Consider the following 12,939-nt stretch of genomic DNA (forward strand, 5'->3'; position numbering starts at 1 on the left):
CTGACAGCCAAACTCTACCAACTAACGCTTTAATTAGTCGGCATTAAATAAATTTCGCGTACGCTGTTGCGCTGGTTTGCTTCAATAGCAAACAGTACGGCGTCGGCTACATCTTGTGGGTCGAGTTTGTCGGGTTTAGCTTCATCAAAAAACGGGGTGTTTACCATGCCTGGTGCTATGGTTGTACAGCGGCCATTCCACTCGCTCATTTCCTCAGCTAAGTTTTGTCCAAAGCCATAAGCAAACCATTTAGTTGCACCGTAAATAGAGCCACCAATTGGCTTACGGCCAGCGGCAGAGCTGGTTAAAATGAAGTGTCCGGTAGTTTTGCGTAAATGCGGCAGTGTTAATTTTGCGCTCCACAATAGGGCTTTAATATTTATATCGATCATGGTTGACCACTCATCCGGATCACCTTTTTCGGTGCCAGCAGTTGAAACGCCCATACCTGCGTTAGCAAAGGCTACATCTAATCGGCCAAACTTTTCAATGCCTTTGGTAACTACGTTTTCGAGCGCGGTAAAGTCGGTGGCATCTGCGGCAACAGCCAGTGCGTTATCTGATCCTAGCTCGGCAACAAGTTGGTTAAGTTGCTCTTCTCTACGGGCGGTTAATATAACTTTATGACCGTTGTTTACTAAGGTTTTTGCCGTTGCTTCACCAATGCCACTAGAAGCGCCGGTGATGAGTACTATTTTCTCTTTTGCCATGGTTTTTTCCTTGTTAACAAATGAATAAAGGCGCAGCTCAATGTGCGCCATGCAGTTATTGTGCTATGTCAAAACTGACTGATAAATCTTCAGTTTGCGTTAGACTAATTTGTTTCAGTTGATAAACATTAAAGTCAGCATCTACTTGCTCTGCATCGTCTATGTGTGCGCTACACGTATAACCAAGTTGGTAGTCGCCTGGTGTTATGAATGCGAGTTCAAATTCGTATTCATTATCGTCCGCATCAAATACAACATTGGCAGTCGCCAGCGGAGCGTTATCAGGCGTTTGGTCATCTATTTCATGCATATCTGTAGGGGTTTGTGCCTGCGCAGAGTAAAGGTAAACAGCATGGCCAAATGATGAATCATCAGCGGCAAGACCAATGTTGTCAGTCTCGCAATTGTTTATAAGTGTTTGGCTTACAGTGCCTTCAATATCTTGTGATTCAGAGAGATTTTGTAAACGCACGCCGCGAGGTTTTAAAAATATTTCGTCATTATTTTGTGGATCAACTAACGATTTTTTTAAGTCAAACTCTAATACAAACTCGTTGTCGGTTTGATTGAGTGTAAAGCCATCTAGCTGAATTTCACCCACGCCATCGTTACCTTTTCTTTTTACGATAAGCGGTGCAATGCTGCCGTCTTCATAAACTACGTGAGATGTTAAGCTAAGGTTGTTCGTGTCGCCGTTTATCACTTGTGCGCGGATCCACGAATAATCCCCAGCGGGGACTTCTTGATCGTCAAGTAATTGAAAAATATCGTCGCCCGTATAGTCTAGTAAATTGACCATTTGCGCTAAGGTGGAATCGTTTTTAGAGCGAGTTGCAAAGCTAACTTCTTCACCTGCTTGGGCTTTAATTGTTATTGAATCAAACACCACGTTAACTTGTTTTAAACCAGTGACTGGTGCGTCGGAAATGCCTAAGCTAAAAGTGGTTTTATCACTTGCTTGCGGTGGGGTTGTTTCAGCTTCGTCATTTGATGAGCCGCAGCCTGCTAAGGCAAAAATAATAGCGCTACTTAATATTGTTGATTTAAAGTTCATGCTTGGTTCCTTTTATTTGATTTGTTAAGTGTATGTATTTAACCCTTAACCTAAATTGAATTAAAAATATGAAGAGTTAGAACTTTTAACATGCTGTTTTAAATGGTTTTTAATTTTATCGATTTAATTGTTTTTTACTATATACTCGCGCCACTTCTTTTGAAGTCGTTTTTATTAAATTTAACCATAATTTTGCTGAGTTTCAGCCACATTTATCGGAACAAACATGAAAGATAAACTTTTAGCATTTTGGCAAAGCCATTCAGAAACAATCATCACTTTAGGATACAAAGTGATTTTAGCTTTGGTGATTTTAATTGCCAGTGGCGTAATTGCCCGCGCTGTTAAAAGAGCAGTTAATGGCTCTAAATCGCCGCTTAATAAATTAGATAAAACTTTGCTGCCTATTATCTCTCGCCTTTCGAGTTACTTGGTTTATATAATTGGCTCGTTATTTATTTTAGATATTTTTGGGGTCAATACCGCCAGTTTAGTGGCACTAATGGCCGCTGCAGGTTTAGCAATTGGTTTGGCGTTAAAAAGTACGTTAAGTAATATAGCTGCAGGTATTATGTTATTAATACTGAGACCTTTTAAAGTAGGTGACTTTATTGATGCCAGTGGTACATCGGGTACGGTGAGCGAAATTAACTTATTCACTACTATTTTTAAAACCACCGACGGCCTTTATATAGCCTCTCCTAACGGCAAAGTGTGGGGTGGTAATATTAAAAACTTTACCCGTAACGGTAAAAGACGCATGGATATTGTAGTGGGTATTTCGTATGCCGACTCAATAGATGATGGCTTAAATGTACTTAAACAAATAGCCAGCTCAGAAGGGCGTTTACTAGCAGAGCCAGCGCCAAAAGTAATGGTGGTATCTATAGCCGAAAGTTCGGTAAACCTACAATTACGCGCATGGACTGTAAATGGTGATTACTGGCAAACAGTGTGGGATCTTAATAAGCGCGTTAAAGAGTCTATTGAGCAAGCAGGGCTAACAATTCCATTCCCGCAGCGCACTTTGCACTTACCTGAGTCGCTAGCAACAAGCGTTACAATTAATAAAGACACTGCAAAAGTAGATTAATATTAGCAGTATCAGCACACATAAAAATAGCGAGCTAAGGCTCGCTATTTTTTGTTGTATCGTTTGTAATTATTTAACCTGAACTCTGGTTAAGAGATTTACTAACGTATTGAATCGTATTTATATTTAATTTTATTTTCTCTAGCCAGAGGTTTTCAGTGAAAACAAGGCGAATTTACGCGTCAATAGCTGGCCTATTGCAAGTAAATTCAACGCAGTTAGTGCTGAAAATAGCTGCTTGAGATAAGTTTATTATCCGGAGCTCAGGTTATTTAGCTTAAGTAAGTAATTAACCTTCTAATTGAAAGTCGTACACTGAGCCTAAATTAAGTAGTTGGGTTAGCTCATCAAGTGCTTGGTAACTTTCGCTCAGCAGTGCTGGATCGGCAAAGTCTTTAGCACCTAATTGGTCGCGGTAGTTACGTTGTGCCCAGTTACACAATTGTGTGTATTTAGTATCGGTTAAAATAACGTCTGGGTTTACTGCAGCGAGTTCTTGCTCGTTCAAAGCAACCCGTAAACGCAAGCAAGCTGGGCCGCCGCCATTTTGCATACTTTGGCGTAAATCAAAAAAGCGTACTTGGTTTATAGGATTATCGGCCATGATCATTTCTTCAATGTAGTCGTTAACCGCGCTATTACGTTGGCACTCTTTTGGCGCTACTAATAACATAGAGCCATCACTTAGGCTTACTAGTTGGCTATTAAATAAATAGCTACTAACTGCATCTTGAATACTTACTTTACTTGTAGGTACTTCAATAATATAAAATTGTTTATTACCAACATAGGCTTCGCGAATATCTTGCAATGCTTGCTGCTGATTTAAAAATGCTTGCTGATGGCACAGCAGTACGTTGGCATTACCTACTGCAATAACGTCGTTATGAAAAACCCCTTGGTCAATCACATCAGGGTTTTGCTGCAGTAAAATTTGGCTGGTATCTTTTAAATTATGTAAGCGGCAAATAGCTTCAGAGGCTTCGAGTGTTTGCCTTGCAGGAAACTTAACCGGTTTTGGTAAATGGCTGTTAAATGCACTGGCCCCAAATACAAACATTTCTAGGCCTTGCTCGCCATGGCTGTCGCAAAAACGGGTGTGGTTTGCTGCACCTTCATCACCAAAAAAGCCTTGATCGGGTAAATGGGTATGATGCGCAAAGTGGTTTTGGTTATTAAACATTGCTTTTAACAACCGCGTTGTGGTGGCAGGCTCTAACGAGCGATGAAACTTATTATTTAAATTTGCAGCGGTAAAGTGCACTTTGCCATCGGTTGTATCGGGCGATGGCGACACAGTTGCGGCGTTTGCTGTCCACATTGCTGAGGCTGAATAACATGCGCGTAATAAAATAGGATCGGCGTTAAAAGCTTTATTAATAACTTGCGCGTCGTTACCGCTAAATCCCAGGCGGCGCAGTATATTTAAGTCGGGACGTGCATGGGGGGCAAATACACCTTGAGTTAAGCCTTTGTCGTGCATGGCTTTCATTTTTTCAAGGCCTTGAAGCACCGCCTCTTGGGGATTTGAAAAGCTAGCGGCGTTATTTAACGAAGCAACGTTACCATACGATAACCCCGCATAATTGTGGGTAGGGCCAACTAAACCATCAAAATTAACTTCTAAGGCAGGCATACACATTCCAAATAAATTGTTTAATAGAACTAACAATACAATGCATTGGGTTTACTTGCAAAGCGACACCAACAAGAAAAGCTTAACGGCTGAGAATACGCTCTTTATCAGCGGTAGTACGCGGATTATTTGGCTCGTTTACTTGCCAAAAACTAACATCTAAACGCCATAGTGAATAAAGTGTGTGATATAAATTAAACATAGCTTTTCCTTTGAAGTTTTTTAAACACATAAAGTGATAGGAAGAAGTATGCCAACGTTTAATTGAATATTTTATGAATACGAATCAATGAATTAGTGTTTTTATATAAAAAAGTTGCTAGCTTATTGCACTTATATGGTGGGTTTTTTGGGCTGTATGCACTTATTTGATACACGCGCTATTTTAAACGGTTTATGTAATTAATTAGATAAATCGTTAACGACTAAGTCGAGTAACTGCATTAGTTGTTTTGCTTGCTCTGTATTTACGTTATTAAATTTACACAGCACTTTGCTAGGTATATCAGCCGCTTTTAGCTTTAGTGATTGCCCCTGTTGAGTGAGTTGCACTAAACGCTTGCGCTTGTCGTGCTCGTCTTTTACTACGGCAAGTAATGACTTGTCGGTCATTTTTTTTAGTATTTGGGTCATTGCACCGCCATCAATCGCGGTGTTATTTATAAGCTCGGCAATGGTTATTTGGTCCTGCTCCCACAATGCCATCATTACTACATACTGCGGGTAAGTTAAATTAAGTTCAGCTAAAGGCTCCCTATAAGCGCGAGCAATACTATTAGATGCCATATACAAACGATGACATAACTGATTTTTTAATTTTAATTGCTCAAACGACATGCTTTAACCTCTTTGCTGAATAAAGCGTATTTTAATTTGCACGCAAAATATTTGCAATCTATATTTAGTTGTTCTATTATTTTGCACACAAACTAAATAAATTGATTTTTTAAATTGTGGAGTTCATTATGAATGTATTACAAAACGTTGCCTATACAGCAAAAGCAACTGCAACCGGTGGCCGTGAAGGCACAGCTAAATCTGATGATGGTCGTTTAAATGTAGATTTATCAACTCCTAAAGGCTTAGGCGGCGATGATGGTAAAGGGACTAACCCTGAACAATTATTTGCAGCAGGTTACGCGGCATGCTTTATTGGCGCGCTTAAATTTGTAGCAGGCAGCGAGAAAATTACTCTGCCAAGTGACACACACATTAACTCTGAAGTGTCGATTGGTGCTATTGATGGTGGTTTTGGTATTGCAGTTAAGCTAGCAGTGTCGCTGGGTGATATGGATAAAGCGCAAGCACAGGAGCTTGTAGATAAAGCGCACTTAGTATGCCCATATTCAAACGCAACACGCGGCAATATTGAAGTTGAACTGTCGGTTATTTAATAACAAAACTCGCTAATATTTAAAAAGCACACAATAACCTTGTGTGCTTTTTTGTTTTTGAGGTCATAAAAATAAATATACGGAAAATCGTATATTCAATATTTCATATATTCAGTTTTTGTTTTATTGTGTACATATTAAAGATACGAGGACGCTATGGAACAATTCAACCCCCTGCAATTTTATAAATGCCTAGCGGACGATACACGTTTAAAGGCCATACTGCTTATAGCTGATCAGCAAGAGTTATGTGTTTGCGAATTAGTTGCGGCACTTAATTTAAGCCAACCTAAAGTGTCACGTCATTTAGCACAGCTTCGCCAATGCGGGTTGCTCACAGATCGAAAACAAAACCAATGGGTGTACTACAGTATTAATAAGGCGCTACCAGATTGGGCACAAATAGTAATTACGCAAACACGTGTTGCAACAGCATCATTTTATAAAAGTGATTTAGAACGCTTAAATGCTATGGGTAATCGCCCTGAGCGCTGTTCCTAAGTAACCTGAACTCCGGACAATAAACTTATCTCAAGCAGCTATTTTCACTGAAAACCTCTGGCTAGAGAAAATAAATATAACTATGACTCAATACGTTAGTAAATCTCTTAACCAGAGTTCAGATTAAGTAATTAATATAACAAAAGGTATTTTATTATGACCATTAAAGTAGGCATTAACGGTTTTGGCCGTATGGGGCGTTTAACGCTGCGCGCAGCGGTTGACTGGCCAAATATAGAGTTTATAAAAGTAAATGATATAGCGGGCGATGCTAAAACCCATGCCCATTTATTGGAGTTTGACTCAGTGCATGGGCGTCTACATCATTCTGTTACTGCTACTAATAATATTATTGAGGTTGGCAAACACAATATAACTGTAAGCAACCATAAAACCATTAACGACAACGATTGGTCTGGTTGCGATGTAGTAATAGAAGCTAGCGGTAAAATGAAAACGACCCAGTTACTAAATGCGTATTTAGCCCAAGGTGTTAAACGCGTGGTGGTGACCGCACCGGTAAAAGAAGAGGGCATTTTAAATATAGTAATAGGGGTGAACGATCATCTTTATAAGCCAAGTGAGCACAAAATAGTTACTGCGGCCTCCTGTACCACCAACTGCTTAGCGCCTATTGTGAAGGTACTGCAACAAAAAGTTGGAATTAAACACGGCTCCATAACCACTATTCATAGTATTACCAACACGCAAACCATTATTGACGCACCACATAAAGACCTACGCCGAGCACGTTCTTGTGGCACAAGTTTAATACCAACAACAACAGGCAGCGCAACAGCCATTACGCATATTTTTCCTGAGCTTAAAGGTAAATTAAACGGCCATGCTGTACGTGTACCACTTACTAATGCCTCAATTACCGATTGTGTGTTTGAACTGCAGCGCAGCGTTAGTGAAGATGAAGTAAATGGCTGGTTTAAAAGTGCGGCTAATAACGAGCTTAAAGGTATTTTAGGTTACGAGGAAAAACCACTGGTATCGATTGATTACGCAACCGATCCGCGCAGCAGCATAATAGATGCGCTTTCAACTATGGTAATTAACAACACTCAGCTTAAATTATACGCTTGGTACGATAACGAGTGGGGCTATGCAAATCGTACTGCAGAGCTAATGCTAAAAGTTGGTTTAAGTGATCAATCAAGTTAATAGGCTAATTTAATGTTTGTGCAACTAGCTAACTTACCAAGCTCACTAAAACAGTATTTTATCATTACCGGCAATTATTGGGCTTTTACTTTAACCGATGGCGCACTGCGAATGTTAGTGGTGCTGTATTTTCATCAGTTAGGTTATGGCGCATTAGCGATTGCTATGTTGTTTTTGTTTTACGAAATATTTGGCGTGATCACTAACTTAGTGGGGGGATGGTTAGGAGCGCAACTTGGCTTAAATAAAACCATGAATATAGGCTTAGGGCTGCAAATACTTGCGCTTGCTATGCTTTGCGTGCCAACAGATTGGTTAACGGTTGCTTATGTAATGGCAGCACAAGCGTTAAGTGGGATTGCCAAAGATCTTAATAAAATGAGCGCCAAAAGCGCGATTAAATATTTGGTGCCGCAAAACAGCAGCGGGCAAAGTAAATTATATAAATGGGTTGCCATACTTACTGGCTCTAAAAATGCATTAAAAGGAGTGGGCTTCTTTTTAGGTGGGGTACTGCTTACTTTATTTGGTTTTGTTGGTGCGTTGTTTACTTTAATCGTTTTATTGAGTGTTGCCTGGGTTATAAGTTTAGTCTTTTTAAAAGGCGATATAGGTAAGGCCAAAAACAAACCTAAATTTAAAACGTTATTCTCTAAATCTCGCGCTATTAATTTACTTAGCACAGCACGATTGTGTTTATTTGCCTCGCGAGACGTGTGGTTTGTAGTGGCTCTGCCTGTGTATTTAGCCACGCAATTTAACTGGAACCATACTTGGGTGAGTGGCTTTATGGCACTGTGGGTAATAGCGTATGGGTTAGTGCAATCGCAAGCACCGCGAATTACTGGGCAAGTTATTACCTCTGGTTTTAATACAGTTAATAAAGCATATAAATGGGTTGCGCTATTGTGCGTTGTAACTGGCGTTTTAGCGCTGCTAATGCAATTTAATAGTGCGGTAAATTATACGCTTATAGTGGGCTTATTTATTTTTGGTGGGGTGTTTGCTGTTAACTCATCGCTACATAGTTATTTAATAGTGAGCTTTGCTAGCAGTGATGGTGTGTCGCTCGATGTAGGCTTTTATTACATGGCCAATGCCATGGGGCGCTTACTGGGTACTGTGCTTTCTGGTTGGGTATTTCAGCTTTATGGGCTAGTGGCGTGTTTATGGGTTAGTGTTTTTTTACTCATTATGGCTGCAATAGCCACCGCTTTTTTGGCTAAACATGAAGGCTAAACTTTTGTATGAGATTGCTGTTTTTACACTAAATTAATAGCTTCATTTTATAGATCAACTAAACTATATACGTTAATTAATTAAAGGGTGTGATGAATGCGGGAAATAGCGTTAGCAAAAAAGTTATTGTGGCTCTCAGTGGGCAGTATATTTATAACTGTATTAGTACTTTCGAGTATTTTATGGTGGCAGTTATCATTAAGTAATAAAGATTTAGCGGCCAAGTCTGAAGAATATATAGTTGCTGAAGTAGAAGAAAAACTTAATGCAAACGCGGCTGTTTACGGTGAAAGAATAGCTGGATTTATTAACGAAGCCTACCGAATTCCCTATACATTGGCAGCATTACTTGGCGACGCAGCACAGCAAAATAGCTTAAACCGAGATACAGTGGTAAGTATTAACCACGCTATTATTGAAAAAAACACTCTTTTATCATCGGTTTACTCACAGTTTGAAGCCAACGCTTTTGACGGCCAAGACGCCTACTTTCAGCAAGGTTATAAACATTCTGTTGATGGTGCTGGCACACTTGAAGTATATATTACCCGCGACGAAAACGGTGTTATTGAACAGCAAAAAGTAGCTAACGCCGCAGATAAATACATTACAACACTTAACGAGTTTGGTATTCGAGAGGCACATTGGTATTTATGTGCTAAAGACACACTTAAGCCGTGTATTATGGAACCCTACCTATACGAAATTCCCTCTGGCGATTCGGTTATGCTAACGTCTTTAACAGTGCCTATTTTAAAATCAGGGCAGTTTATTGGTATTACTGGCGCTGACTTAACACTACCTACATTTCAAACCATGACAGAGCAGCTTTCTAAGCAAATTTATAATGGCAAAGCAAAAGTAACCTTGCTGAGTGATTTGGGGTTAGTGGTTGGTAGCAGCCATTATAAATCTAAATTAGGGCGTCCTTTTAAAGAAGCTGTTAACGCAGTAACGATTAATAATTTAGAAAAGCTAAAAGATCACAGTGGTATTTTTAAAGCTAACGATCAGTATTTAGTTAATTACCCAATTAATATTAAGCTTGCTAATAGGCAGTGGTCGTTAATTATAGAAGTGCCAGCAGAGCTTGCACTGGCTGGGCCGCAAGCTCTTTCGCAAAACATGCAGCAAACTGCGCAGTCACTAGGGGTTATTATTTTAATAACCGGTTTAGCAATTGCAGTTGTTGCTTTTATTATTATGAAGCTAGTTATTGGCAGTATTGTTGCTCCACTGCAGCAAATTCAGCAACGCGTTGATAACCTTGCTAGCTCGGAGGGCGACTTAACCCATACGCTGCATGTAGAGTCGCATGCAGAGCTAATTGCATTAGCCGATGGCTTTAATCGATTTTTAACTAAGCTTAGAGTGTTAATTGCACAGCTAAAAGATGTGTCTGATCAAACTAAGCAGCAAGGTGAAATTGCCCAGCATATTGCTATTGACACTAAACATAATGTACAAGCGCAGTTTCACGAAATTGAAAGCGTAGTTACTGCAATGAATGAAATGAGCGCAACTGCACTTGAAGTTGCTCGCGCATCAGAACAATCGGCGCAACAAGCGGGTGAAATTAATAGCTTAGTGGTAAGCAGTGAAACGAGTTTGTCATCAGCCATGAGCCAAGTTAAAACCATGTCTGAGGAAATTAAAGAAGCTAACCAAGCGGTACAAAAAGTGGCATCGCGCAGTAACGACATAACGCAAATTTTAGATGTTATTCGTACTATTTCAGAGCAAACTAACTTACTTGCGCTAAATGCTGCAATTGAAGCTGCACGAGCGGGTGAGCATGGTCGAGGCTTTGCGGTTGTTGCAGACGAAGTGCGTGCACTGGCATCAAAAACGCGCTCATCAACCGATGATATTAGTCGATTAATTGATAGCTTGTTGCTTGAAGTAGGTAATGCTTCAACGGTTATCGAAAAAGGCGTAGTACGGGCACAAAGTGCAGTTGATGAAACTTCAGTAGCGTTTGATGCACTGCACAGCGTGGTAATTAAAGTGGACGAAATTACCAATCAAATTACGCATATTGCTACCGCAGCTGAAGAGCAAAGCTTAGTGAGCGAAGAAATAAACCGTAATTTAACGCTGATATCAGACGCGGCTTCGCAGCTATCTGATTTATCTTCACAAGCAGGCGACAGCAGTGAAGTACTTAATAAATTAGTTGCGCAACAAGACTCAGAACTTAATAAGTTAAAAACGTAATAGTTATTTAGCACTGAGGCAAAATAAAAACGGCAGTAATTTAAATTACTGCCGTTTTTGTTCAAATAACTAAAATGAGACGTTTATAAGCTTTTTATGATCTTAAACATTTGATCTATCATTGGCTGAGCCAGTGACTCAACACCCGGGCGATTAAAATAACCACGTAAACCAGTAAACTGCACTTCAAAAAAGCGTGCATACTCTTGCGCAGATATATTATTACTTAACTCATTTTTTGCTATTGCTTGTTCAAAAAGAACCGAAAGGTAGTTTTCAAATTTATCAATTAAATCTAAGCTTAGTTGATATAAATTGCTGTCTTTATCTGCAAATTCACAGTTGGCCTTTACCAGCATACAAATAGCACTAGGCGCACTTTCTTTTTTTGTTATTACATTTTCAACAAAAGCGCGCAGCCCACCCAAAATAGTATCTGATGTGGATAGGCACTCTTTAATCTGGCTCTCCATTTGTACTGTGTAGTCTCGTAAAGACTCAATATAAAGCCCTTCCTTAGAGCCAAAAGCAGAGTAGATACTGCCAGGTCGCATATTAATAGCTTCTTGTAAATCACGCGTCGATGTTGCATGAAAACCCTTTTCCCAAAATAGCTGACTTGCAAGGCGGACAACTGTCTCACGCTCAAACTTAATCTTATTCGCCATCTCATTTCTCAATTATTTGAACACATGCTCAATTTTAACTTGAACAACCGCTCAAAATCAAATAGTATGTGTCTCGAAGTTAACTAACTAATTATTTATTGGAGCTAAACATGACAGAATTTACTTTATATACAGCAGAAAATGCACCTGAAGAATCAAAATCTCTTATGGCCGATTCAGTAGCTGCGTTTGGTATGGTACCGAACCTACATGCAGTAATGGCAGAAGCACCTACTTTACTTAAAGGTTATCAAGTACTGCATGAGCTGTTTCAAAACACGTCATTTAATGCTGAAGAATTAACGGTTGTATGGCAATCAATTAACGTTGAACATAACTGTCATTATTGTGTGCCAGCCCACAGTGCAATTGCAGCGTCAATGAAAGTTGATCAAGGTATTGTTGATTCGCTAGTAAATAAAACACCACTTGCTGATCCTAAGCTTGAAGCACTTCGTGAAACCACACTTGCAATGGCACGTGACCGCGGTGTGATAAGTGATGAGCAGATTGAAAAGTTTTTTGCAGCGGGTTATGGCAAGCAACAACTGCTTGAAATTATTGTAGGCTTATCGCAAAAAGTAATGAGTAACTACACTAACCACCTTGCAGATACGCCAGTTGATGAACCATTTAAAAAATTCATAAAGTAGTTTATAAATTCTAAGTAGTTATGAAAAAGGCAGCCTTGGCTGCCTTTTTCAATTAAATGTTGTTATAAACGCTTTATTGAAACTTAACCTGCTGGTTACTGCGTGTATAGGTTCGGGTTGCAGGTTTAGTCCACTCGCCTTTTTTTAAGTACGAGGTTGATACAATAAATTCATCACCTTTAATTTCGCTGGTAGACTTAACTTTAGTTATGCCTTCTTTATTTCCCGTTACTTCTTCATAGGCTACAAACTGAGTAGGGCTAAGTATCTTCATTGTGCCTTTAGTGTAAAACCCCGCCGTAGTGAAATAATAAAATACTAAAGAGTCTTTTTTATTATCGTAAAATATCATCGACTCGCCGCCATACTCCCCTTCGTTAATTGAGTGCATAGTACGAATAGCTTTACCGTTTAAAGCCCGCTGCCATTTACTAATGTCTTGCTTTGGCTTTGCGCCTTCAGGGACTGTAAAATTAGCCTGCCATGTGCCTAAATATGGCTTAAATGCGCTGAGCTCTTTAGCTAAATCAGCAGGCTGTGCATTTAGAATGGTTGTAAATACAATGCAAAAGGTTAGTATCAGTGTTTTTAAATATGACATAAT

At 39.5% G+C, this 12,939-nt stretch carries 13 protein-coding genes; 7 read left to right on the forward strand and 6 right to left on the reverse strand.

Annotated features, from left to right (window positions below; genetic code table 11):
• Nucleotides 1-29: 29 nt before the first annotated feature.
• Complete coding sequence (locus I6F41_RS04860) at nucleotides 30-710, reverse strand: SDR family oxidoreductase (protein WP_197107813.1); 681 nt, start codon at nucleotides 708-710, stop codon at nucleotides 30-32.
• 55 nt (nucleotides 711-765) lie between these two features.
• Nucleotides 766-1,764 carry a DUF4382 domain-containing protein gene (locus I6F41_RS04865; protein ID WP_197107815.1) on the reverse strand — a complete coding sequence of 333 codons (999 nt, stop codon included), beginning with the start codon at nucleotides 1,762-1,764 and terminating at the stop codon, nucleotides 766-768.
• Between the two features lie 226 nt (nucleotides 1,765-1,990).
• Between I6F41_RS04865 and I6F41_RS04870 the strand changes: the two genes are divergently transcribed.
• Nucleotides 1,991-2,857 carry a mechanosensitive ion channel family protein gene (locus tag I6F41_RS04870; RefSeq protein WP_011329813.1) on the forward strand — a complete coding sequence of 289 codons (867 nt, stop codon included), beginning with the start codon at nucleotides 1,991-1,993 and terminating at the stop codon, nucleotides 2,855-2,857.
• A gap of 289 nt (nucleotides 2,858-3,146) precedes the next feature.
• Here I6F41_RS04870 and astB read toward each other — a convergent pair whose 3' ends face one another.
• Together astB and I6F41_RS04880 are read right to left on the reverse strand one after the other, a co-directional pair.
• On the reverse strand, nucleotides 3,147-4,493 hold the full coding sequence (gene astB, locus I6F41_RS04875; RefSeq protein WP_086996791.1) for an N-succinylarginine dihydrolase: 1,347 nt from the start codon (nucleotides 4,491-4,493) through the stop codon (nucleotides 3,147-3,149).
• A gap of 402 nt (nucleotides 4,494-4,895) precedes the next feature.
• On the reverse strand, nucleotides 4,896-5,330 hold the full coding sequence (locus tag I6F41_RS04880) for a MarR family winged helix-turn-helix transcriptional regulator (protein WP_011329815.1): 435 nt from the start codon (nucleotides 5,328-5,330) through the stop codon (nucleotides 4,896-4,898).
• Nucleotides 5,331-5,458: 128 nt separating this feature from the next.
• On the opposite strand from I6F41_RS04880, the gene I6F41_RS04885 reads away from it, so the two are divergent.
• From I6F41_RS04885 to I6F41_RS04905, 5 genes are all read left to right on the forward strand, one after another.
• Complete coding sequence (locus I6F41_RS04885) at nucleotides 5,459-5,887, forward strand: organic hydroperoxide resistance protein (RefSeq protein WP_011329816.1); 429 nt, start codon at nucleotides 5,459-5,461, stop codon at nucleotides 5,885-5,887.
• A gap of 156 nt (nucleotides 5,888-6,043) precedes the next feature.
• A complete protein-coding gene (locus I6F41_RS04890; protein WP_197107817.1) occupies nucleotides 6,044-6,388 on the forward strand; it encodes a metalloregulator ArsR/SmtB family transcription factor in 345 nt (114 codons plus the stop codon).
• Nucleotides 6,389-6,544: 156 nt separating this feature from the next.
• On the forward strand, nucleotides 6,545-7,558 hold the full coding sequence (locus I6F41_RS04895) for an ArsJ-associated glyceraldehyde-3-phosphate dehydrogenase (protein WP_197107819.1): 1,014 nt from the start codon (nucleotides 6,545-6,547) through the stop codon (nucleotides 7,556-7,558).
• Nucleotides 7,559-7,570: 12 nt separating this feature from the next.
• The gene (arsJ, locus tag I6F41_RS04900; RefSeq protein ID WP_197107821.1) at nucleotides 7,571-8,797 is read left to right on the forward strand and encodes an organoarsenical effux MFS transporter ArsJ; all 1,227 of its coding nucleotides are present in this window, start codon (nucleotides 7,571-7,573) and stop codon (nucleotides 8,795-8,797) included.
• Between the two features lie 96 nt (nucleotides 8,798-8,893).
• Nucleotides 8,894-11,014: a methyl-accepting chemotaxis protein gene (locus I6F41_RS04905; RefSeq protein ID WP_197107823.1), complete on the forward strand. Its 2,121-nt coding sequence runs from the start codon at nucleotides 8,894-8,896 to the stop codon at nucleotides 11,012-11,014.
• Between the two features lie 83 nt (nucleotides 11,015-11,097).
• Here I6F41_RS04905 and I6F41_RS04910 read toward each other — a convergent pair whose 3' ends face one another.
• Nucleotides 11,098-11,682, reverse strand: a complete 585-nt coding sequence (locus I6F41_RS04910) for a TetR/AcrR family transcriptional regulator (protein WP_011329821.1) — start codon at nucleotides 11,680-11,682, stop codon at nucleotides 11,098-11,100.
• A gap of 110 nt (nucleotides 11,683-11,792) precedes the next feature.
• Between I6F41_RS04910 and I6F41_RS04915 the strand changes: the two genes are divergently transcribed.
• Nucleotides 11,793-12,335 (forward strand): carboxymuconolactone decarboxylase family protein, encoded by a 543-nt coding sequence (locus tag I6F41_RS04915; RefSeq protein ID WP_011329822.1) that lies wholly within the window; start codon nucleotides 11,793-11,795, stop codon nucleotides 12,333-12,335.
• A 73-nt stretch (nucleotides 12,336-12,408) separates the two neighbouring features.
• On the opposite strand, the gene I6F41_RS04920 is transcribed toward I6F41_RS04915, so the two are convergent.
• Nucleotides 12,409-12,936: a hypothetical protein gene (locus I6F41_RS04920; protein WP_197107825.1), complete on the reverse strand. Its 528-nt coding sequence runs from the start codon at nucleotides 12,934-12,936 to the stop codon at nucleotides 12,409-12,411.
• Nucleotides 12,937-12,939: the final 3 nt, after the last annotated feature.

Origin of the sequence: Pseudoalteromonas sp. SCQQ13, assembly GCF_015864415.1 — a bacterium.
Lineage (GTDB): Bacteria > Pseudomonadota > Gammaproteobacteria > Enterobacterales > Alteromonadaceae > Pseudoalteromonas > Pseudoalteromonas nigrifaciens.

Excerpts from the sequence above, each read along its gene's own strand:
- I6F41_RS04860 (WP_197107813.1), bottom strand. The coding sequence starts at position 710 with ATGGCAAAAGAGAAAATAGTACTCATCACCGGCGCTTCTAGTGGCATT.
- I6F41_RS04865 (WP_197107815.1), bottom strand. The coding sequence starts at position 1,764 with ATGAACTTTAAATCAACAATATTAAGTAGCGCTATTATTTTTGCCTTA.
- I6F41_RS04870 (WP_011329813.1), top strand. The coding sequence starts at position 1,991 with ATGAAAGATAAACTTTTAGCATTTTGGCAAAGCCATTCAGAAACAATC.
- astB (WP_086996791.1), bottom strand. The coding sequence starts at position 4,493 with ATGCCTGCCTTAGAAGTTAATTTTGATGGTTTAGTTGGCCCTACCCAC.
- I6F41_RS04880 (WP_011329815.1), bottom strand. The coding sequence starts at position 5,330 with ATGTCGTTTGAGCAATTAAAATTAAAAAATCAGTTATGTCATCGTTTG.
- I6F41_RS04885 (WP_011329816.1), top strand. The coding sequence starts at position 5,459 with ATGAATGTATTACAAAACGTTGCCTATACAGCAAAAGCAACTGCAACC.
- I6F41_RS04890 (WP_197107817.1), top strand. The coding sequence starts at position 6,044 with ATGGAACAATTCAACCCCCTGCAATTTTATAAATGCCTAGCGGACGAT.
- I6F41_RS04895 (WP_197107819.1), top strand. The coding sequence starts at position 6,545 with ATGACCATTAAAGTAGGCATTAACGGTTTTGGCCGTATGGGGCGTTTA.
- arsJ (WP_197107821.1), top strand. The coding sequence starts at position 7,571 with ATGTTTGTGCAACTAGCTAACTTACCAAGCTCACTAAAACAGTATTTT.
- I6F41_RS04905 (WP_197107823.1), top strand. The coding sequence starts at position 8,894 with ATGCGGGAAATAGCGTTAGCAAAAAAGTTATTGTGGCTCTCAGTGGGC.
- I6F41_RS04910 (WP_011329821.1), bottom strand. The coding sequence starts at position 11,682 with ATGGCGAATAAGATTAAGTTTGAGCGTGAGACAGTTGTCCGCCTTGCA.
- I6F41_RS04915 (WP_011329822.1), top strand. The coding sequence starts at position 11,793 with ATGACAGAATTTACTTTATATACAGCAGAAAATGCACCTGAAGAATCA.
- I6F41_RS04920 (WP_197107825.1), bottom strand. The coding sequence starts at position 12,936 with ATGTCATATTTAAAAACACTGATACTAACCTTTTGCATTGTATTTACA.